Genomic DNA, 19,763 nt, shown 5'->3' on the forward strand with positions numbered 1-19,763 from the left:
ATGCGACATGCCTATAGCGTTGCCGCCGTCCGCGCGGCAGAGCGTTCCCTTCTATCCCAGCAGAACTTTGACGATGAGCTCATGCGCTTGGCCGCACGAGGCGTAGCAGCCACGGCCACAAGCATGCTCGACTCTGGACGGCACGTAACTATCCTTGCCGGGCCAGGCGGCAACGGTGGCGATGGCCTTTATGCTGGCGCTTTCCTGGCAGAAGAGGGCTACTCAGTGGAGGCCATCCTTGCGGCGGATAGCGCCCACGAACCCGCGCTAGAGGCATTTACCGCGGCCGGCGGAACCATAGCCCGCGGCCTAGGAGACGCCGATCTGCTTATCGACGCCGTCGCCGGCCTCGCCTCCACTCGCGGCCTTTCCGGTGCCCCATTGAGGGCCTATACCGAGGCCAAGGAGCGTGGGGTGCCGGTAGTAGCAGTGGACATTCCTTCAGGCATTAACGCCGATACCGGCGTGGCCGCAGCCGAAGCCGTAGAGGCAGACGTGACCATTAGCTTTGGCTGGGCTCGTGCCGGACATATTTTTGCCCCGGAATGCGGTGCGGTGGTGCTCTGCGATCTGCGCCTGCCCGGCGCCCCGCGCTCCTTTGCAGAAGAGCTTTCCGCTACCGCGGAGCCGGTGGGCTATATCGCCAATGAACCCACTATTCCCCTGCCCTACCAGTGGCCGACTGAGCCGGTGCTTTCGGGAGAACAAGGCCTGGTCACCGCCCCGAAGCCGGTGGGCTGCACTGGACCAATCCTGGATCCGACTCCGGGGGCGACAAGCACCAAGTACACCGGCGGGGTGACCGCGGTCTGTGCTGGCAGCAGCGCCTATCCCGGCGCGGGTATCCTCGCCGCCACGGGCGCGGTGCGCGCCACGCCGTCCATGGTTCGCGTCGTGGGCAATGACTCCGTGGTCGCGAGCCTGCCGGAGGTAGTGCCTCATGCCAGCGCCCAAGAAAAAGTCCACGCCCAAGCCTGGGTCGTAGGCCCAGGGCGGGGCACCGGACCGGAGGCGGCCGCCGAATTGCGCGCCGTGCTAGAACGCGGGCTGCCCACCATTATCGACGCCGATGCGCTGACCGTGCTCTCGACCGACGGCGATCTACGCGAACTCGTGCGCGATCATCCCTGCGCCGTCCTGACCCCGCATGCCGGGGAGTTTGAGCGGCTCTACGCGGAAACTCTTGACCGCAAGCTTGATCTTTCGGAGGGGCTCGGGGTGCGCCTGCGGGAGCTTTCCGATGCGCTCGACTGCTTCATCCTGCACAAGGGCCGGATCACCATGGTCACGGCCCCAGGCCAGAAAATTTATGGCATGAACGCTGGGCACTCCTACGCGGCCACCGCCGGTTCTGGTGACGTACTCTCTGGCATCCTCGGCGCCACGCTCGCGCAACTGGATGCCGCCGAGGCGGATGCGGAGGCGATCATTATGGAAGTCCTGCACGCCGCGGCCATCCACCAACACGCGGCGGCCATTGCCGCCCACACCCCAGACGGCTTTGGCCTTTGCTCCGCCTCCCAGATTGCCGCGGCCGTGCCGCAGGCAATTGCCCGGCTACTCCTCATGCAGCGCTAGCTGAGCGCAGAGACCTTCTCCTGCTCGGAGACGTGGCCATCCTTGACCTCCACCACGCGGTCAGCGAAGTTCAGCAGGGAGCGGTCGTGGGTCACCAGCACGGTGGCGGTGTTCATCTCCTGGGTGACATCGCGCAAGAGGCGGATGATCTCCTGCGAAAGGTGGGAATCAAGCGCAGAGGTGGGCTCATCGGCCAAGAGCAGGTCCGGCTGCTCCATGAGCGCACGGGCGATATTGACGCGCTGGCGCTGGCCACCGGACAACTGACCCATGCGGCGGTTTCCCATCCCCGCTAGGCCGACAAACTCCAATAGCTCATCGGCGCGCTGTGGGCGCAGCTTGCGGCCAGCGATATGGTCCATAATCACCAATTGGTCGCGCACATTGAGCGAGGACAGCAGGTTGGCCTGCTGGAAGATGATGGAGCGGGTACCGTCCACGTGTACGGAACCGGAGTCTGGGGTGATGAGGCCTGCGGCTACGGACAGCAGCGTGGACTTGCCGGACCCTGACTCACCCACGATGGCGGTAAGCGTATTGGATTTGGCGATGAGGGAGGCGTCGGCAAGCGCAGTAGTCGTGGTCTCACCGTCCTGGTAGGTCACGGTGGCGTTGCGGATATCAAGAATGGTGGACATGTTAAGCATTTCCTCCAAGGGCATCGAGTGGGTTGGCTTTAGCTACGCGGCGGGTAGCAATAAGGGCGCCGGCCATGCCGAGGGCCCAGATGCCAACCGCGGGAACGGCGATGGTGCGCAGGGAAACATCAAAGGGCACGGTGCCGGAAGCAAGCGCGCCGAGCACCCAACCAACGACGGCGCCCGCAATAGTGCCGGCGGCCAAGATGATGGCGGCTTGTGCCAGGGCATCGCGCAAGAGGTAACGCACGGTGGCGCCGAGCGCGCGCAGGATGGACAGGTCGCGGGTGCGCTGGATGGTCCATACGGTCAGGAAAGCGACGGTGACCAGCGCGGAGATGCCGTACAAGAAGCCCTGCATGGTAAGCAGCGAGCCGCGCTCAGACTGATAGGCCGCCAGGCCAGAGAAGGACTTGGAGACCTTCACGGAGCCTGGAACCTCGTACTTATACAGCGCTGCGGTGCCGATCACGCCTTCTGGCGCATGGCTAATCTGCTGCCAGGACTCGGTGGAGACCCACGCCACCTCGGAGTGGGAGTACATGGTCTCTGGGACGGTGCCCTCCACCGAAAGGTCGGCGCCACCTAGGGTGACGGTATCGGCCGCGTCGATGGACTCTGGCAGGAGCACGCCCTGCTCCGGGATGGTCTTATCGCTACCCGGAACCTGGGTGCCGGCCGGCAGGCTGAGGACGGCAACGCCGCCGTGCCCCTCCAGCTTGGTCTGCGCTACACCGAGCGGAATGCCGTCGCTGGCGATATCGCCGGCGTGCATCTCGGATTCGCTGAAGGAGGGTTCCTCGGTGGAGAAGGAGATATACGGGTATCCCTTTTCCAGGGATTCCAACGCGGAAGTATTTTGCTTGGACAGACCCTCCGTCAGGCCGGAGAGCATCACGAGTAGAAGGGTAATGAGCGCAACCGTGCCGCCGATGAGCGCGAAACGGCCGCGCGCTGTGGTGATTTCTCTGATTGCTAGGAACATAGTTCTATATTCGCTTTATGCAGGTCAGAAGTAATCGGCCAGCTCGCTGAACCTCGAGTCAACCAAGTGGTTGATTCACGGTCCACCCGTACGTGGATATCCTGGGTGGTTGTGTTTAAGGGACAAAAATTATGGGTCTATGGCCTGCACGCCATGTTCGCGTTTCTGCTGGTCTTCGGCGTGGCGCGCGCCTATGTGGATGGCCGGCTCGACGCCCGGGTAATCGGCTTAGCCATCGCCCTCGCCGTGGTGTACGCCGCACAGCGTTGGCTGCCCACATGGTAATGGCTGAGTGGGCTATGCCTGCTGTGGCTGGGCCTGATGGTGCATGCGCAGGATTTCATGTGGCTGGAGTTCCCGCTCATTTTTGTCTTTCTGCGTGCCCTGCCCACCGTGCCCGGGTTGGTCTCCATCGCCGTGCTGTGGGCAGCGGCCGCCTTTATTCCCGCCTGGCTGCACCCCGAGGGCTGGTCCATCGCTGCGGCCGTAGGACCACTTATCGGTACCGCCTTCGCGGCTACGGTCTTTTTCATCCAGCGGCGGCTGCAGGCAGAGGCGGCGCACCACAGGGACATCGCCAAGCAGCTGCGCGAAACCCAAGCCGAGCTGGCCGCCAGCGAGCACCAAGCCGGCTGGCTAGAGGAGCGCGAGCGCCTCTCCCGCGAGATCCATGACACCGTAGCGCAAGGCCTCAGCTCTATCTTGCTGCTCTCCCGCGCGGCCCGCGGCACCGATGATCCAGCGACTAAGGAGGAGCAGCTGGCGGTCATCGAGGACGTCGCGAGCGAAAACCTGGCTGAGGCACGCCGCTTCGTCCGCGAGCTTGCCGGCCCCGATGAGCGGCTGGAAACCCAGCTGACTTCCCTGTTGTCCCAGATGCGCAGCCGCGTGAAAGCCTTAGGCGAGGACACAACCTTTGAGCTGGTGGTTTCCGGCAGCGGCAAGGTGCCCGAACACATAAAAGAGGTCATTGTGCGCGCCGCGCAAGAGGGCCTGAATAACGTCATCAAACATGCCCACGCCTCGCGCGCCGTGGTCACGCTCGGCCTTTTCGAGGATGCGGTGACCTTGGACGTCGTTGATAATGGATGCGGACTATCCGCCTCCCCTCGCCCTAGCGGCAGGGATCATGGTTTCGGGCTTACCGGCCTGCGCGGCCGCGTGGAAGCTGTGGGCGGCACGATGAACCTGGAATCCGGCGAGGGCACCGCCTTGGCGGTCCGTATCCCGCTGAAGGAGAAAAGCAATGGTTAATGTCATGCTGATTGATGATCACCCAGTGGTCCGGGCCGGCCTGCGCGCCATCCTCAGTACCTTCTCCGATGTCGAGGTAGTCATGGAAGGCTCCACCGGTGCGGATGTGGATAAGCTCTTTACGGACGATGCCCCGCAGGTAGACGCCGTGGTCTGCGATATCCAGATGCCCGGCATGGATGGCATCGCAGCCACCAAGCGGGTAGTGGAGGCCGGCGGCCCACCCGTGCTCATCTTGACCACCTATGACACGCAGGCCGATATCCTTGCCGCGGTGGAGGCCGGCGCGATGGGCTATCTGCTTAAAGATTCCCCCGAGCAGGCGCTGCACGAGGCCGTACTCAATACCGCCGCGCACCGCCGCACCTTGGCACCGGAGGTAGTGGACCTCCTCGCCCAACGTGTGGGCCGGCCGCAAGAATCGCTGTCCACCCGCGAGCTAGAAATCCTCCGGGCGCTGTCCACCGGTTCCTCCAATAAAGAACTAGCCAAGCAGCTCTTCATCTCTGAAGCCACGGTCAAGACCCACCTCATTCACATTTTTCAGAAGCTGGGCGTGGAAACTCGCACCGCCGCGGTGACCGTGGCGCGGGAGAGGAAGCTCATTTAATGCTGGACTGCATAGTCATTGGCGCCGGTCAGGCGGGTCTTGCGGTGGGCTACTACCTGCGCAAGAAGGGGCTGGATTTTGTCATTCTGGACGCTGAACCCGGCCCCGGCGCGGCCTGGCGCCACACCTGGCCTTCGCTTACGCTCTTTAGCAATTCCGCCTCCTCTAACCTGCCGGGATGGCCCATGCCCCACCACGAGGGCTTTCCGCCGGCCAGCCACGTCATCGACTATTTTGCGCGCTACGAGCAGCGCTATGAACTGCCCATTCGCCGGCCAGTCAAAGTGGATAAGGTCGACCATGACGGCGCGTGCTTCCACGTCTTTGCCGGTACAGAGCAGCTGACCGCGCGCACGGTCGTGGCGGCCACGGGCACGTGGTCCGCGCCCTTTATCCCCTACTACCCCGGCGATTTTGGCGGACAGCAATGGCATTCAGCCTTCTACCCAGGCCCAGAGGACTTTGCCGGGTCCACCGTGGCGGTCGTGGGCGCGGCCAATTCCGGTGCCCAGATCGCGGCCGAGCTCCTGCTTGCCGGCGTGGATACCACCTGGTATACCCGCAACTCCCCGCGGTGGATGCCCGATGATGTTGACGGCCGCGTACTCTTTCAGCGCAATCGCGCCCGCCTCAACGCCATGCTGCGCGGCGAGCCAGACCCCGGCGCGGATTCCAACCTAGGCGATATTGTGATGGTTCCGCCGGTCCTACGCGCACGGGATTCAGGGCTTTTGCAGGCCACCCCCATGTTTTCTTCGCTTGAAGAAGTCACCGCAGACCACCTCATCTGGTGCACCGGTTTCCGGCCTGCCCTCCGGCCCATCCGCGGGCTTCTTGATGGCACCTCCCCCACCGTCGATGGCCTTTTCCTCGTGGGTTATGGCACGTGGACCGGCCCTGGCTCCGCAACCATTACCGGGGTAAGCCCGTTTGCCAGGCAAACCGCGCACGATGTAGCGAATATATGTGACTAAAGCGATAGGTTAGTCCCAGCTAATTCGACTACACTGCCTTCACACAGAGAGTGCGACACAATGTGGGAAAGCTGGTTTATACATGTCTGCCTGGGATCTCTACGATGACCTCATCGATGCCATTCCCCGTGACATAGTGGTCTCCCGCGCCGCCCAAGGCCCGCGGTGGACCCGGGTATACACCGAAAGCCCTAGCTGCGGCATGGCCATGACCATGTCAGCAACTTCTCGCCCGGCCCAGATGCGCGCCGAGTACTCCGGTGTTCCTTTACGCGCCATCGCCCAGCTGGCCAAGAGTTGGAATTTCTCGGAGGCTTCCTTCGGCATGGCCGCGCTAAATTCCTACTACGCCACGCCTTCCGTGGCCGACGAGAATGGCTTTGCGCTTGCCGACGCCCCCTGGCCCCACATCTTCGATCCCTTCCGCAACGCCGTCGCCGGGAAGAAGGTCGCGGTCATTGGCCACTTCCCTTTTGCGCCCAAGGCACTCAACCAGGCTGCAGATTTTTATATGTTGGAGCGCTCGCTCAATGATGGCGACTATCCCGATTCCGCCGCCGAATACATCCTGCCCGAGTGCGATTATGTCTTCATTACCGGCTCCGCCTTTGTCAACAAGACCGCTCCCCGCCTGCTCGAGCTCTCTCGCGAGTCCTTCAATGTCGTCCTAGGCCCATCAACTCCCTTAGCCCCGGTACTGCTGGAAGACTACGGCGTATCGCAGGTCACCGGAATGGTTCCCACCTCTCCCCTCGCTATGTTCGAGGGCTTAAGTGGCACCGATGCCGGCACCACCATGTTTGACTGGGGCCACCGAGTGGAATTATCCGCCTAAGGCCGCGCCTCCAAAAGCGCCTCGCATGCTACTGCATAGATTTCTGCTAGCTCGTCGATGGTTTTCTCCCGCACATAAGGCACGAGGATCACGTTGCGCCTAAGTTGCGACACCAACCAGCCTAAGGCCCACCGCTCGAGGCCTAGTTTCTAGAGAACTACCCCGGCCATAACGGCAAGCAGTAATGCACCCAAGCTCAATGCCGCAAGCCACCCAATGACGCGTACAGTCCGCAGCTGCGCCTTTGCGCTGCTGCGGCTTACTAGGAATGCGCCCACAGACGCACCGAGGGTGTTGAAAACGAGGTCATCGACATCGCTAAATCCCAACGAGAATACGTATTGGGTAATTTCGATACCCAGGCTGAGCGCCATTGCCAGAAGGATGGTTCCACCGCGGCCGAAGCGAACGCGCCGCGAATTCTGTCCCAGCACCACCAGGCACGCCCCAAGCGGCATAAACAGCGCGATATTGCCAAAGGTATTGGTCCACGGACCCCACCACGGATGAGGGTTATTAAAGCCGTTGAACATCTGCAGATCGAGGCTGCGGCGAGCATGCGCACTGGCATCGATCACGCCGGGGATATCAATAAATGGCTTACCCACCGTAGCTACGGCGATTGCCATCAAAACGACCACGCAGGCGATACCGGCATTGCGCCACAGGGTGGGCCGAGCGGGCACGCCCGGCGCCCCAACCTGGCGCGAGATGCGGGTGGATGTCGTGGTCATCGTCATGTTGCTCAAGCTAACAAGCGAGTCTGAAAAATCCCCGTGAGATTCGCTGTTAAATCCCTGCATCACATTTAACGTACGATGGTGAGCATGAGCACGCTACTAGTAACTCGCAACGAAGATAAGTCCGTTACGACCTCCTTCGAAGAGGGAGAGTTCCTCGGCGAGGGCGACCTTACCGTTGATGTTTCTTATTCTTCCCTGAACTACAAGGACGCCATGGCTATCGCAGGTGACCGCGGCGTCATGCGCACCAGCCCGCTGGTTCCGGGCATCGACGTGGTCGGCACGGTTTCTGAATCTAGCGTCGAGCGCCTCCCAGTTGGCACCTTGGTAGCATCCTTCGGCGATGGCCTCGGTGAATTCCGCCACGGCGGCTACACCCCGAAGCAGCGCGTCAACTCCCAAGCAACCGTCGCCCTGCCCGCGGACTTCACCGCAGAGCAGGCGGCCGCCGTTGGCACCGCAGGCTACACTGCCGCACTGTGCGTTAATTCTCTGCGCGGGCTGCCCGACGGTCCGGTCCTGGTCACCGGCGCCACCGGTGGCGTGGGCTCCATCGCCGTGAACCTCCTTTCCAATGCCGGCTACGAGGTTCACGCGATGACCGGCCGCCCGGATGACTACTCCCAGTACCTCCACGAGCTAGGCGCCCACACCATTGTGGACCGCGCCGAGTTCGCCGAGGCCGGAAAGCCACTACAAAAGGCTAGCTATGCCGGTGCCGTCGACACCTCCGGCTCCCACGTCCTGGCCAATGTTTTGGCCCGTACCGTGTGGGGCGGCACCGTCGCTTCCACCGGTATGGCCGCCGGCCCAGACCTTCCCACCACCGTCTTGCCGTTCATTCTGCGCAACGTACACCTGGCCGGCGTTAACTCTGTCGACGCCCCGCTGCACTACCGCCAGAACGCATGGCAGCTGCTCGCGCGCAAGCTGGACTTGTCCATCCTCAAGTCCCTGACCAATACGATTCCACTGTCGGACGTTGTCGAGGAATCCAAGTCCCTCCTCGAGGGAACCCACCACGGACGCACCGTCCTCAAGATTTCCTAGGCCACCCCTACATAGTCTTGTACGGCACCCGCCATCTCGGCGGGTGCCTTTTTGTATGCCCGGTTACTACGCGAAGCTCTAGCTTTCCGACGTGCCCTCTTTAACTACCCCGCGTAGCAACGTGCGGGAAATCCTGCCCAAGGTTTGTAGGTCTTCGTCACTAAGGGTACCCACCACGATCTCCTCAACTGCGGCGGTATGTCGCGCGATCGCCGCGTTGAAAGCACTACTTCCCTTTTCCGTCACAGTGACTTCAACCGCGCGGGTTCCCAACTCCGGCGCCTCGCGCCTGGAAACCAATTTTCGGGACTCCATGCGCACTAACTGCCGATGCAGCCGCGACTTCTCCCACCGAAGCTCTGCCGCCAGTTCATGCGGGCGTGTTGGAATCTGGCGGCGACGATACAGCACGGCCAAGACCGCGTAGTCTGCCTCGCTCAAACTAGAGCCACTCTGCAACTCCCCAGAAAGCCGCGCGTGGAGCGCTTCCTGCATGGCAACAAAGTCACCCCACGCCGCACTCTGCTCAACACGCATCGCATTCCTCCTTTGGCGGTCTCCTCCTATCAACAGTCTATACTGCAAAGTTGATCTAGCAACTCATTGGATTGTTGGGAGTTGATATACCAACTCCCACTACTGCACGGTGATGTGTGTATAGGAATTCCACAATTTCCCAAACCAATGCCTTTGGTCTCGAAAGCACTTATGTTTTGCTTTTGAATACCTATCTGCTGAAACCCACCATTGTTTGAGTAGATATGTTCTTGAACGGAAAATTAAATAGTGAAGCAACTACTCGCGGAAAAGATGCGGCTGCGAACGCAATCACCGCTCCAGCAGAGAAGACAGCAGCGTTTAGAATGGCAAACATGGATAAGCTATTTAGCACGTGCGGTTTCGACTTCGCGGATATGGAAGAGCTCGTTGCGGAGCTACCTACCGACCACGACATGTGGGAGGCGCCCGGATTTGATCGAGTGCTATTCCACGCCGACCCGTCCGGCATGGCGGTCACAGCTATGGAATACGAAGGGGAGTGGGCCGCGGTGCCTTCGTACCGGGGTGGGGAAGAGGCACCGGGCACGATATATCGCGCAACGCCCTATATCGGCATTGTGGAAACGGGGGATTTACGGTTCGCGGCGCTGGCGGATGCGCCTTTTGCCCTGCCAGCAGGCAACCCGGTCGGCGGAGAGAAGCTCCAGGGACAGGTGCGGCCGGCGGTTGTGGCATTGAAATACGAGGTAGGGGAGCCGGAAGAGTTTTCCTTGACTTCGCCTGCTACCGAGCGCTTCTACCGGAACTTCAAGCCCAGCATGCTTAACCCGCAGGTAGAGGTGGCGGGGACTATCGGGGGCGTCGCCAAGCACAGCAATGAGCTGGGCATGGGGGAGTTTTGGGTATGCGACCTCGACGGCCTCCCGCTCATTGTGAACGAGAAGCTGGAGGTAGGCCAGGGGATCCGGGCGCACGGCATTGCGCTATGCGCCACGGAATATTGGGACGAGTAACTACTTGACCACGAGGTTGACCATGCGGCCCGGAACGTAAATCTTCTTCACTACGTTCTTTCCGCTGGTCAAATCAGTAATCTTTGCGTCGGCGAGGGCAACCTCAAAGACCGCGTCCTGGTCCGCATCAGCGGCAACGTTGATGCGAGCCTTGACCTTGCCATTGATTTGAACCGGCACCTCGATCTCATCGTCTACCAGGTACTTTTCCTCAAAAGTGGGGAAGGGCTGGTAGGTGATGGTCTCGTCATGGCCGAAGCGCTGCCACAATTCCTCCGCAATATGCGGGGCAATGGGGGAGACCAACTGTGCTATCGGCTCTACGGCGGCGCGTGGGGCCTCGGTGCGGTAGGTCTTGGTCAGGTAGTTGACGTACTCGATGAGCTTCGCCACCACGGTATTAAGCCGCAGGTTCTCGTAATCATCGCGCACGCCCGCGATGGTGCGGTGGAGCTGCTTGAGGTCATCCTCGCTCAAGGCGGCGTCGGTAGTCGCCAGCTCGCCGGTGTCCTCGTTGACGGCTAGGCGCCACAGGCGCTGCAAGAATCGCTGGGAGCCTACGACATCCTTGGTAGCCCACGGGCGAGACGTATCCAGCGGACCCATGGACATCTCATAAACGCGCAGGGTATCGGCACCGAAGCCGCGGCAAATATCGTCCGGAGCAACGGCGTTCTTGAGGGACTTGCCCATCTTGCCGTACTCCTGATTGACCTCTTCTCCGTTGTAGTAGAACTTGCCGTCCTTTTCCTCTACTTCAGCGGCCGGAACGTACACGCCGCGGGAATCCGTGTAGGCATAGGCCTGGATATAGCCCTGGTTGTACAGGCGGCGGTAGGGCTCTTGGGAGCTAACAAAACCCAGGTCAAAGAGCACCTTATGCCAGAAGCGGGAGTAGAGCAGGTGCAGCACGGCGTGCTCGACGCCGCCGACGTAGAGGTCCACGCCTCCCGGGTCCTGCGGGCCATGCTGCTCCGGACGCGGGCCGGTCCAGTAGCGCTCGTTCTCGATATCGCAGAATGCCTCATCATTGCGGGGATCGATATAGCGCAGCTGGTACCAGGAAGAACCCGCCCACTGCGGCATAACGTTGGTATCGCGGAAATAGGTCTGTGGGCCGTCGCCCAAATCGAGTTCTACCTCGACCCAATCGCGCACCTTTGCCAGTGGTGGTTGTGGCTCGGAGTCCTTGTCCTCTGGATCAAAGGAAACGGGCTTATAATCTTCCACCTCTGGCAGCTCTACCGGCAGCATGGATTCCGGCAGGGCGTGGGCAAAGCCGTCCTTGTCATAGACGATGGGGAAGGGCTCGCCCCAGTAACGCTGGCGGGCGAAGAGCCAATCGCGCAGCTTGTACTGCACCTTTTCCCGGCCGGAGCCGTCCTTTTCCAGCCATTCGATGGCCGTGGCAATGGCCTCGGGCTTGTTCAGGCCGTTGAGATCCAGGCCCTTGTCGTTGGAGGAATTAACCAACGCGCCGTCCTCGGTCCAGGCTTCTTCCTCCACGTTTCCGCCAGAGACAACCTCCGTAATGGGTAGGCCGAAGGCCTGGGCGAACTCGTAGTCACGGGTGTCGTGCGCGGGAACTGCCATGATGGCGCCGGTGCCGTAGCCGGTCAACACATAGTCGGCGATGAAGATCGGGACCTTCTTGCCAGAGACCGGGTTGGTGGCATAAGTACCCAGGAAGACGCCAGTCTTTTCCTTGTTCTCCTGGCGCTCCAGGTCGGACTTGGCGGCAATATCGGTACGGTAGGACTCCACGGCCTCCTTCGGATCATCGTGGCCATAGGTCCAACGCTCATCCACGTCATCGTCATAAGGGATGGGGGAGAGGAGGGCGTCGACAAGCTCATGCTCCGGGGCCAGCACCACGTACTCGGCGCCGAAGAGGGTATCCGGGCGGGTGGTAAAGACCTCGATCTCGTAGCCCTCGGCAGGGAAGGAGACCTCTGCGCCGCGGGAACGGCCAATCCAATTGCGCTGCATGGACTTGACCTTGTCCGGCCAATCCAAAAGCTCCAGGTCATCCAGCAAGCGATCGGAGTAGGCAGTAATGCGCATCATCCACTGCGAGAGGTTCTTGCGGAAGACCGGGAAATTGCCGCGCTCGGACTTACCCTCAGCGGTGACCTCCTCGTTTGCCAGCACGGTACCCAGGCCCGGGCACCAATTCACCGTGGAATTAGACAGGTAGACCAAGCGGAATTCATCGATGGCCGCGGCCTTTTCCTCTTCGGTGAGGTCCTCGTAGTAGCGGCCGTCCTTAGTGGTGCGCTTATTGGCCTCTAGTTCCTTGATGAGCTCTGCAATCGGGCGCGCCTTCTGCTGCTCCTCATCGAACCAAGAGTTATAAATCTGCAGGAAGATCCACTGCGTCCACTTGAAGAATTCCGGATCGGTTGATTCCACAGAGCGGCGCGGATCGTGGCCCAGGCCCAACATGCCCAGCTGGCGGCGCATGTTTTCGATATTTGCCTCGGTGGTGGTGCGCGGGTGGGTACCGGTCTGAATGGCGTACTGCTCGGCCGGCAGGCCGAAGGCGTCGTAGCCCAAGGTGTGCAGCACGTTCTTGCCCAGCATGCGGTTATAGCGGGCATAAGTATCGGTGGCAATATATCCCAGTGGGTGTCCCACGTGCAGGCCTGCACCAGAAGGGTAGGGGAACATATCCTGCACATTGAGCTTTTCCTTAGGCAACTCGCCCGCATCGGTGGCGAGCTCGCCTACCGGGTTCGGGGCATTAAAGGTGCCATTGTCTTTCCAGTACTGCTGCCAAGTCTTCTCGATCTGGTTCGCCAGCTCCGGGGTATAGCGGTACGAAGTGGAATCGCTCTGGGTAGTCATAATCACACAGTGTAATAGCCGCATCCCGGCGCGGGGTAGTTCACTACGCTTTCCGCGTTCCGCAGGGCACGCACACCCAAAATCCCCGCCGTAATCGCCCCCGGTTTTCGCGTCATTTCCGCCGCTCGCAGCCAAAATGCAGATCTGCATGAAAATGATCTAGGCTGGGGTAAATGAGCCAGGAGAAGTTTCGCAGCCAGCTATCATCTTTTGCAGACGCAGCGGTATTCCAGGGAATCCCGCACCTGCGCCTCTCCCCAGCTACCGACACATTGGATCTGTACCTACCGGCCGTAACCGCAGGTTATGAGCCAGAAGATCCCCAGTGGACCGTGACCGCACAGCTGCTCGACGGCAGCGAGGACACCCGCAAGTTCTACTACGTGGAGGGCGAAGAGCCCGGCTTGTGGATCAGCATGCCGCGTGCCTTTAGCCACCTCAGCGTCTCCTTTGAGGAGCACACCGTGGAATTCGCCGGCGTGGCCAATGGCGGATTGCTGCTCGATTCCACCCATCGCCCAATCGATACCACCACCGCGGTGGCCAAGGGCTCTTATACCTTCATCGCCCCCGCCGGCACGGAGCTAGCCAAGGCCAAGGTCGGCGAGGCCCGTCCCCACGGCGCATGGGAGGGCTGGACCATCGCCCCGGTAGAGGTCAGCCAGTCTTTCACCGTGGAGGTTCCGCGCCAGGAACCCGCGACCATCAAGGTGTCCGGCAGCCCTGACTTTGCCTGGGACATGGCCGTGAAGACGCTACCCAATGCCCATGGCCTCGATGGCGAACTGGTCTATACCCAGTCCCCGCGGGTCATCGCCAATACGGAACTCAGCATGGAGCTGACCTATGTCCCCATCGGTGGGGAAGAGGAGGCCGTGCTGGAGGATGAACTACCGGAGGGTATTCACGAGGTGCTTCCCGCAGACGCCTTCGAGGATCCCTGGGTAGGCCGCTACCGCTTCACCCTGTATAAAGACGAGGAACTGGTGGATATCCAGTACCTCAATTTTGCGGAGTCGCTGCACATGCGTGCCAAGAACGAGGGCCCGCGCGGCACCAATTTCCGCTTTATCGATGCCCTGGGCAATCTTTCGCCGTTTAGCTATGCCCTGGCTTCTGCGCCGGGCAAGGCTATCCAGATGGAAAAGGGCCAGCGCATCTTTGGCGAGGACGAGAGCGTGCGCGAGGAGACCGTCGGCAGTGAGGCCGGCTATGAGCTGACCTTCCAGGTGGAGCCGGCGACGATTCGTACTCGCGTGAAGCGCACCGCGGCCGAGCCCGTGGATTACCTGGATAAGCAGGTCATCCTGGCGGACCAGCTCGATGCGGATGCACTTTTTACCATCCACTCACCGGAGCCACTGCCGCTGGCAAAGTTCGTGGTTATTGATAAAAACCAGAAGATTAGGGACCTTGTCACCGCCAATGGCTCTACGGAGGCCGCCACCAGCCTGTCCGTGCCTAACCGCGCGCTGAAGTCGGCGCTGACGAAGAAGACCTCGCTGGAGCTCTACCTCCTGTGGTCCACGTTGTCCTATGAGGAATACCTCGAAGGACTGCCGGAAAAGGAGCGCGCAGCGCACCAGAAGCGCAGCTTTGAGCGTCGCGTCATGGAATATGAGGCCACCGCGGCCAGCGACCTCATTTATGCCGCCATCGCCACCGTGCGCAAGGCACCGTTGGTCGCCCGCGCAACCATTGAGGACGGCATCCTCATCCCCGAGCAGGCGCATGAGGAGGAGGTAGAGCTGCTGGCTTGGGCGTGGCCGCTGGGCAATCCTGCGGGCGAGCCGCAACCGCTGGAGCCCACTGAGGAAGGCTTTGAGCTGCCCGAGGAGCTGCTGGACGCCGGCCACCTCATCGTGGACTTCCGCGAGGATGAGCCGGCCAGCGACTTGGCCGCGCCGCAGTACCCGCCGGCGAGCGCACTCATCATCTTCCACGACGGTGAAACCGAAAACACCGAGGGCCTGTGGCCTACCTACGCGGCCATGCGCCGCCTCGCACCCAAGGCCAAGGAAACCTTCGAGGGAATCATCAAAGAGATTGAGGCCGATCCGCGCGCCAGCATGGATGCCCTTATGGCCGCGGACTTTGAGCCGGGGCAGCGCATGCGCGCCTTTGTTCGCACCGGCTTGGTCTCCCGCACCTTCCGCCGCGAGGAGCCGGCCGGCGAGCCTTCCTCGCTCTTGGCCGCGCTTGCCGACGCCGCCCATGACTACGTCGAAGCCCACGGCTCCGCCTCCCTCGCGCGCGTGCCATCCACCGGCGTCGACGATGTCACCCGCCCCATGCTGCTGATGAGCGCCACGGGCGAAGCGCCTACGCCGGCAACGGACAGCGACCAGCTCTGCGATGATGCCCACCGCATCGCCGCACTGCGCGAGTGCTTTGCCAATGACCTTGCGCTCACCCGCCTGGGCACCATTTCCAACCTGCGTAGCACCGCAATGCAGCTGCGGGTAACGCTGCAGCAGTTGGGCGTCGATAAGTCCGTCCTGCATACCCTGCTCGCGCTGGACGCCTTCGGCGATGGCAATTCGGAGCTCGGCGATTCCGCCTGGATGCCGTTTATTTCCTATGTCTTTGCCATCACGGCGCGCGGTGTGGCCAATGGCAAGCTGGCGGACCCTGCTTTCGCCGCCACGCTTGACGACGCCCTCCCGCAGCTCGCCGAGGCCGTCTCCCTCGCCCCACAGCTTTTCTACCGCGATATTCTCACCGCGGAGGCGCTCACACTCAGCTAGGGTGACAGGCATGCAGGTCGTCTCCACCAATGTCGCCGTCCGCCGGCCGGACCCGAGCGGGCGGCATGAGTTCTCAGGCATCGACAAAAAGCCGCAGGATTTCATCGATCTGGCAGCACCCGGACCCCATTATGGCGATGGTTCTGGCGTGCGCGGCGATATAATTGGTGACACCAAACATCACGGCGGCAACGATAAGGCCGTCTACGCCTACTCTCGTGAGGAACTGGATTACTGGCAATCCAAGCTTTCCCGCCCTCTGGCCTCCGGCGGCTTTGGCGAAAACCTCACGACGCAGGGCATCGATCTTTCTGCTCTGCTCATCAATCAGCGCGTGCGCATCGGCACCGCCGTGCTTGAAGTATCCGTGCCCCGCCAACCGTGTGCCACCTTCGCCGGCTGGCTAGGGGAGCGCGGCTGGCTCAAGCGCTGGACCGCGCGTGGCGACTGCGGCACCTACCTGCGCATCATTTCCCCCGGCCGCATTCGTCCCGGCGACGTCATTGAGCTAGATAACCCACCCAGCCACGACATCACCATGCGCATCGCCTTTGCCGCCAAGATGGGCGACCGCGCCCTTGCCCGGCGCGTTATCGACGCTGGCTGCCTGCCCGCTCACCAACAGAACTCGCTTCGAACCTAGTTACACAGGCACTTATAGTCCGCCATGTCGAGCTCAGCAATGTCCCGTTGTTCCGCCGGTACTCGATGCGCCCAAACATGCAGTAGGCAACGGGACCGTTAATCAGCACATCCATGCTCAGCGGGTCTCGACGCATACTCTACTTCCGGAACCGCAGACTGTGTCTGGATCTTTAGCTTACCGGCGAGGCCAGCACACTCTTCTTGCCCGGAGTGCGCGCAAAACAAAAGCACGCCAGCGCTAAGCGCTGGCGTGCTTTACATGCTGAGTGCGAAGGAGGGTGTTACTTTCCCTCTTCAAAGCTCAGATGGTGCCCCTTCGCCTTAGGGAAGCGGCCGTGCACGAAGAAGTAGTAGATAGCGGCGATGACCACGAGACCCGCGAGAATGAGATACATCGTGTCAAAGCCAGTTGCCGCAACGATGGGGCCCAAGCCAAACGGGGCCAGGCCAATGCCGAGGTCCATGAGCAGGAACATGGTGGAGATACCGGCTCCCAACTGCGCGGCAGACACCGAGCGCACGGAGATGGCTTGGCAGGCGGGGCTGAGGGTGCCGAAACCCAAGCCGGTGCAGGCGCCCGCGACCACCAGCATGACGTCATTGGTGGGGAAGCCCATGATCAGCAGGGCCACGACAAAGGCAGCCAAGCCGAGGTACATTACGGCATTATCACCCTTATGGTCCTGGATACGGCCCAAGAAGAAGCGCATGATGAGCATCGTGACCGCATAGCCGATAAAGAAGAGCCCTGCGCCGGTGGCCAGGTCTTCCTTGCGGGCGTAGGCGTTGAGGTAGGTCACCACGCCGGAGTAGGCGATGCCGACTAGGAGCATGAATAGACCGATAGGAACCACGTTGGGGTGCACGGCATTGCGCAGACTAAAGGCCGGCTTTTCGGAGGAAACCTCGGCCGGATAACGCAGCACCAAGGCCAGGATCAGGGAAACAATATTTGCACCAAGGGCGACAGCAAAAAGCGTGGTGTAGCCGATGTTATTAGCCAATAACAGGCCGATAGCTGGACCAAACGCGGTTGCTAGGGTAGTGCCCAGGGCGAAGTATCCGGTGCCTTCCGCACGGCGTTCGTGTGGGATAACGGACTGCGCCACGGCCATAAGTGCGGTGGAGGTCAAGGCATAGGCCGCGCCGTGCACCATTCGCACGATAATCAAGACCGCAACATTATGCGCAAAAAAGTACGCCACAGCTACTACTGTGACGAAGGCTAGGGAAGCCAAGGCCGCCTTCTTGTGGCCCACGCGGTCCACGATCCAGCCAGAGAACACGCGCATGCACGTCGCGCCCAAAACAAAGGCACTGGAGGCGAAACCGCCCACGGTATCCGATGCCCCGAAGCTCTCTACCGCGTAGAGGGCCATGGTGGTTACGAACAGGTAAAAGACCAAGAACTGACAAAAATTAGCCACCCACGCGAGGACAAACGTAGGCGTAATCAGCTGCGGCTTAGCCGCTGCAGATTCGGGAGGCGTCATATACTCACTCCAAATAACAAAAAGAAAATTCCCTCTCCACGCGCTGGCCATAAGGCCGCGCATCGCAGACGAAGGAAATAGAAATTGAATTATACGGAGAGGCACTATACGCCCCGCAGGCTGCAAAGGTTAATTGAAAAGCTTTCCAGGCTCTTATCGACGCCGCCCTCGTGCAGGTGGCTACCGGCAATCGCCGTAACTTGAGCCGGGTCGCGAAAAGGGGACCCGGCTGGTTTCTCCCGCCTTGTTAAGCGCTCAAATCTCTAGGCACCGGCATAAGGATCACGGATACCCAAGTACTGCACCGAGGTATATTCCTCAATACCCTCGGCGCCGCCTTCGCGTCCTAAACCAGAGTGCTTGACTCCGCCGAATGGGGCAGCGGCATTGGAGATGACACCGGCATTGAATCCCATCAAGCCAAACTCGAGGCCGTCGGCAACGCGCCAGAGGCGATCGGAATTTTCCGTATATACATAGGAGGCAAGTCCGTACTCCGTATCGTTCGCAATCTCTAGCGCTTCCGATTCATCCTTAAAGGTAAGGATGGGCGCGACCGGTCCAAAAATTTCTTCTTGGGCCACGCGAGTTTCACGTGAAACATTGCTCAGGATTGTGGGCGCATAGAAGTGGCCCGCGCCCTCGCCGCGAGTGCCACCGGTGACAACGGTCGCACCCTTGTCCACCGCATCCTCAACCAGGGCTGCGACATTATCGAATGCCTTAGCCTCAATCAGCGGACCACACGTCACGCCTTCGTCCATGCCATCGCCAACGACGAGCTTCTCAAACTCTGTTGCCAGCTTCTGCGTAAACTCCTCCGCCACGGACTCGTGCACCACGAAGCGGTTGGCCGCGGTGCAGGCCTCGCCAATATTGCGCATCTTCGCACCCATGGCTCCCGCTACGGCTTGGTCAATATCCGCATCCTCGAAAACAATGAACGGTGCATTACCGCCTAGCTCCATAGAGGTGCGCAAGACATTATCCGCGGCACCCTTGAGGAGGGTTTTGCCCACTGGGGTAGAACCGGTGAAGGAGAGCTTGCGCAAGCGGGCGTCGGCAAGCAAGGGCTCCGAAATAGCCGAGGCGGAGCTTCCGGAGACAACATTGAGCACACCCTGTGGCAGGCCGGCATCGAGCATGGTCTGCGCGAAGTACTGCGCGGTGAGCGGCGTCAGCTTGGCCGGCTTCAGGACCATGGTGCAGCCCGCTGCAACGGCCGGGGCAACCTTTCGGGTGGCCATGGCGAGCGGGAAGTTCCACGGCGTAATCAATAGGCACGGACCCACAGGCTTGCGGCGAGTAACCATGCGCAAGGTGCCTTCCGGGACAGGGGAGTAGCGGCCATAATCGCGCGTGGCTTCCTCACTAAACCACCGCAAATATTCCGCGCCATAGGTGACCTCACCTTGGGACTCAGCAAAAGGCTTTCCCATTTCAAGGGTCATCAGGGTGGCGAACTCATCGGCGCGCTCGTGTACCAATTCAAAGGCGCGGCGGAGAATATCGGCGCGCTCGCGCGGGGTGGTGCGCGCCCACTCATCTTGTACCGCACAGGCAGCATCGAGGGCAGCCACCGCATCATCAGAATTAGCGGAAGACAGCGTGGCGATGGTCGCGCCCGTCGCCGGATTTTCTACGTCAAAGGTCTCGCCGGAGGACGCGTCGCGCCACTGTCCGCCAATCAAAAGCTGAGTGGGGACCTTCGCTAGTAGTTCCTTCTGATCGATGCTCATATTCATCACCTTTCTCCATTGCGTGAATGCACTCCACAGTACCGCGATTCGTTAGCTGGTTTTCTTGGTTCGGCGCCAAGCACAAGCGCATAGGGGGATAGAATGAATATT

15 protein-coding genes and 1 pseudogene are annotated in these 19,763 nt (G+C 61.0%); 9 read left to right on the forward strand and 7 right to left on the reverse strand.

The features are described from left to right. Entirely contained in the window at window positions 1-1,578 is a 1,578-nt protein-coding gene (locus tag MHY24_RS09310; protein WP_239230133.1) for a bifunctional ADP-dependent NAD(P)H-hydrate dehydratase/NAD(P)H-hydrate epimerase, read from the forward strand. On the opposite strand, the gene MHY24_RS09315 is transcribed toward MHY24_RS09310, so the two are convergent. Both MHY24_RS09315 and MHY24_RS09320 read right to left on the reverse strand, forming a co-directional pair. Next, window positions 1,575-2,216: an ABC transporter ATP-binding protein gene (locus tag MHY24_RS09315; RefSeq protein ID WP_239230135.1), complete on the reverse strand. Its 642-nt coding sequence runs from the start codon at window positions 2,214-2,216 to the stop codon at window positions 1,575-1,577. The two genes, MHY24_RS09310 and MHY24_RS09315, sit on opposite strands and share 4 nt — an antisense overlap. Before the next feature lies 1 nt (window position 2,217). Beyond that, complete coding sequence (locus tag MHY24_RS09320) at window positions 2,218-3,201, reverse strand: ABC transporter permease (protein ID WP_239230137.1); 984 nt, start codon at window positions 3,199-3,201, stop codon at window positions 2,218-2,220. A 153-nt stretch (window positions 3,202-3,354) separates the two neighbouring features. Between MHY24_RS09320 and MHY24_RS09325 the strand changes: the two are divergent. The 4 genes and pseudogenes from MHY24_RS09325 to MHY24_RS09340 all read left to right on the forward strand — a co-directional run bounded on the left by MHY24_RS09325 (window position 3,355) and on the right by MHY24_RS09340 (window position 6,874). Beyond that, window positions 3,355-4,455, forward strand: a pseudogene (locus MHY24_RS09325) (sensor histidine kinase). Further along, window positions 4,448-5,065, forward strand: a complete 618-nt coding sequence (locus tag MHY24_RS09330) for a response regulator transcription factor (RefSeq protein ID WP_239230139.1) — start codon at window positions 4,448-4,450, stop codon at window positions 5,063-5,065. Before MHY24_RS09325 ends, MHY24_RS09330 begins: the two are co-directional and overlap by 8 nt. Beyond that, window positions 5,065-6,039 carry an NAD(P)-binding domain-containing protein gene (locus tag MHY24_RS09335; RefSeq protein ID WP_239230141.1) on the forward strand — a complete coding sequence of 325 codons (975 nt, stop codon included), beginning with the start codon at window positions 5,065-5,067 and terminating at the stop codon, window positions 6,037-6,039. Before MHY24_RS09330 ends, MHY24_RS09335 begins: the two co-directional genes overlap by 1 nt. Before the next feature lie 82 nt (window positions 6,040-6,121). After that, a complete protein-coding gene (locus tag MHY24_RS09340; protein ID WP_204610704.1) occupies window positions 6,122-6,874 on the forward strand; it encodes a DUF364 domain-containing protein in 753 nt (250 codons plus the stop codon). Window positions 6,875-7,023: 149 nt separating this feature from the next. Here MHY24_RS09340 and MHY24_RS09345 read toward each other — a convergent pair whose 3' ends face one another. Next, entirely contained in the window at window positions 7,024-7,614 is a 591-nt protein-coding gene (locus MHY24_RS09345; protein ID WP_239230143.1) for a VanZ family protein, read from the reverse strand. 78 nt (window positions 7,615-7,692) lie between these two features. Between MHY24_RS09345 and MHY24_RS09350 the strand changes: the two genes are divergently transcribed. After that, a complete protein-coding gene (locus MHY24_RS09350; RefSeq protein ID WP_179387129.1) occupies window positions 7,693-8,667 on the forward strand; it encodes an MDR family oxidoreductase in 975 nt (324 codons plus the stop codon). A gap of 78 nt (window positions 8,668-8,745) precedes the next feature. Here MHY24_RS09350 and MHY24_RS09355 read toward each other — a convergent pair whose 3' ends face one another. After that, window positions 8,746-9,204: a MarR family winged helix-turn-helix transcriptional regulator gene (locus MHY24_RS09355; RefSeq protein ID WP_204610700.1), complete on the reverse strand. Its 459-nt coding sequence runs from the start codon at window positions 9,202-9,204 to the stop codon at window positions 8,746-8,748. 335 nt (window positions 9,205-9,539) lie between these two features. On the opposite strand from MHY24_RS09355, the gene MHY24_RS09360 reads away from it, so the two are divergent. Next, a complete protein-coding gene (locus MHY24_RS09360) occupies window positions 9,540-10,181 on the forward strand; it encodes a hypothetical protein (RefSeq protein ID WP_239193660.1) in 642 nt (213 codons plus the stop codon). Here the strand turns inward: MHY24_RS09360 and leuS are convergent, their stop codons facing one another. Further along, window positions 10,182-13,028 (reverse strand): leucine--tRNA ligase, encoded by a 2,847-nt coding sequence (gene leuS, locus MHY24_RS09365; protein WP_204610696.1) that lies wholly within the window; start codon window positions 13,026-13,028, stop codon window positions 10,182-10,184. It lies immediately after the preceding gene. A 173-nt stretch (window positions 13,029-13,201) separates the two neighbouring features. Between leuS and MHY24_RS09370 the strand changes: the two genes are divergently transcribed. Together MHY24_RS09370 and MHY24_RS09375 are read left to right on the forward strand one after the other, a co-directional pair. Further along, window positions 13,202-15,775 (forward strand): hypothetical protein, encoded by a 2,574-nt coding sequence (locus MHY24_RS09370; protein ID WP_204610694.1) that lies wholly within the window; start codon window positions 13,202-13,204, stop codon window positions 15,773-15,775. A 10-nt stretch (window positions 15,776-15,785) separates the two neighbouring features. Further along, window positions 15,786-16,418 (forward strand): MOSC domain-containing protein, encoded by a 633-nt coding sequence (locus tag MHY24_RS09375; RefSeq protein ID WP_204610692.1) that lies wholly within the window; start codon window positions 15,786-15,788, stop codon window positions 16,416-16,418. A gap of 283 nt (window positions 16,419-16,701) precedes the next feature. Here the strand turns inward: MHY24_RS09375 and MHY24_RS09380 are convergent, their stop codons facing one another. Together MHY24_RS09380 and MHY24_RS09385 are read right to left on the reverse strand one after the other, a co-directional pair. Next, window positions 16,702-17,913: an MFS transporter gene (locus MHY24_RS09380; protein ID WP_204610690.1), complete on the reverse strand. Its 1,212-nt coding sequence runs from the start codon at window positions 17,911-17,913 to the stop codon at window positions 16,702-16,704. Between the two features lie 263 nt (window positions 17,914-18,176). Next, window positions 18,177-19,652 carry an NAD-dependent succinate-semialdehyde dehydrogenase gene (locus MHY24_RS09385; protein WP_204610688.1) on the reverse strand — a complete coding sequence of 492 codons (1,476 nt, stop codon included), beginning with the start codon at window positions 19,650-19,652 and terminating at the stop codon, window positions 18,177-18,179. Window positions 19,653-19,763: the final 111 nt, after the last annotated feature.

Origin of the sequence: Corynebacterium sp. ACRPQ, assembly GCF_022347225.1 — a bacterium.
GTDB lineage: Bacteria > Actinomycetota > Actinomycetes > Mycobacteriales > Mycobacteriaceae > Corynebacterium > Corynebacterium tuberculostearicum_D.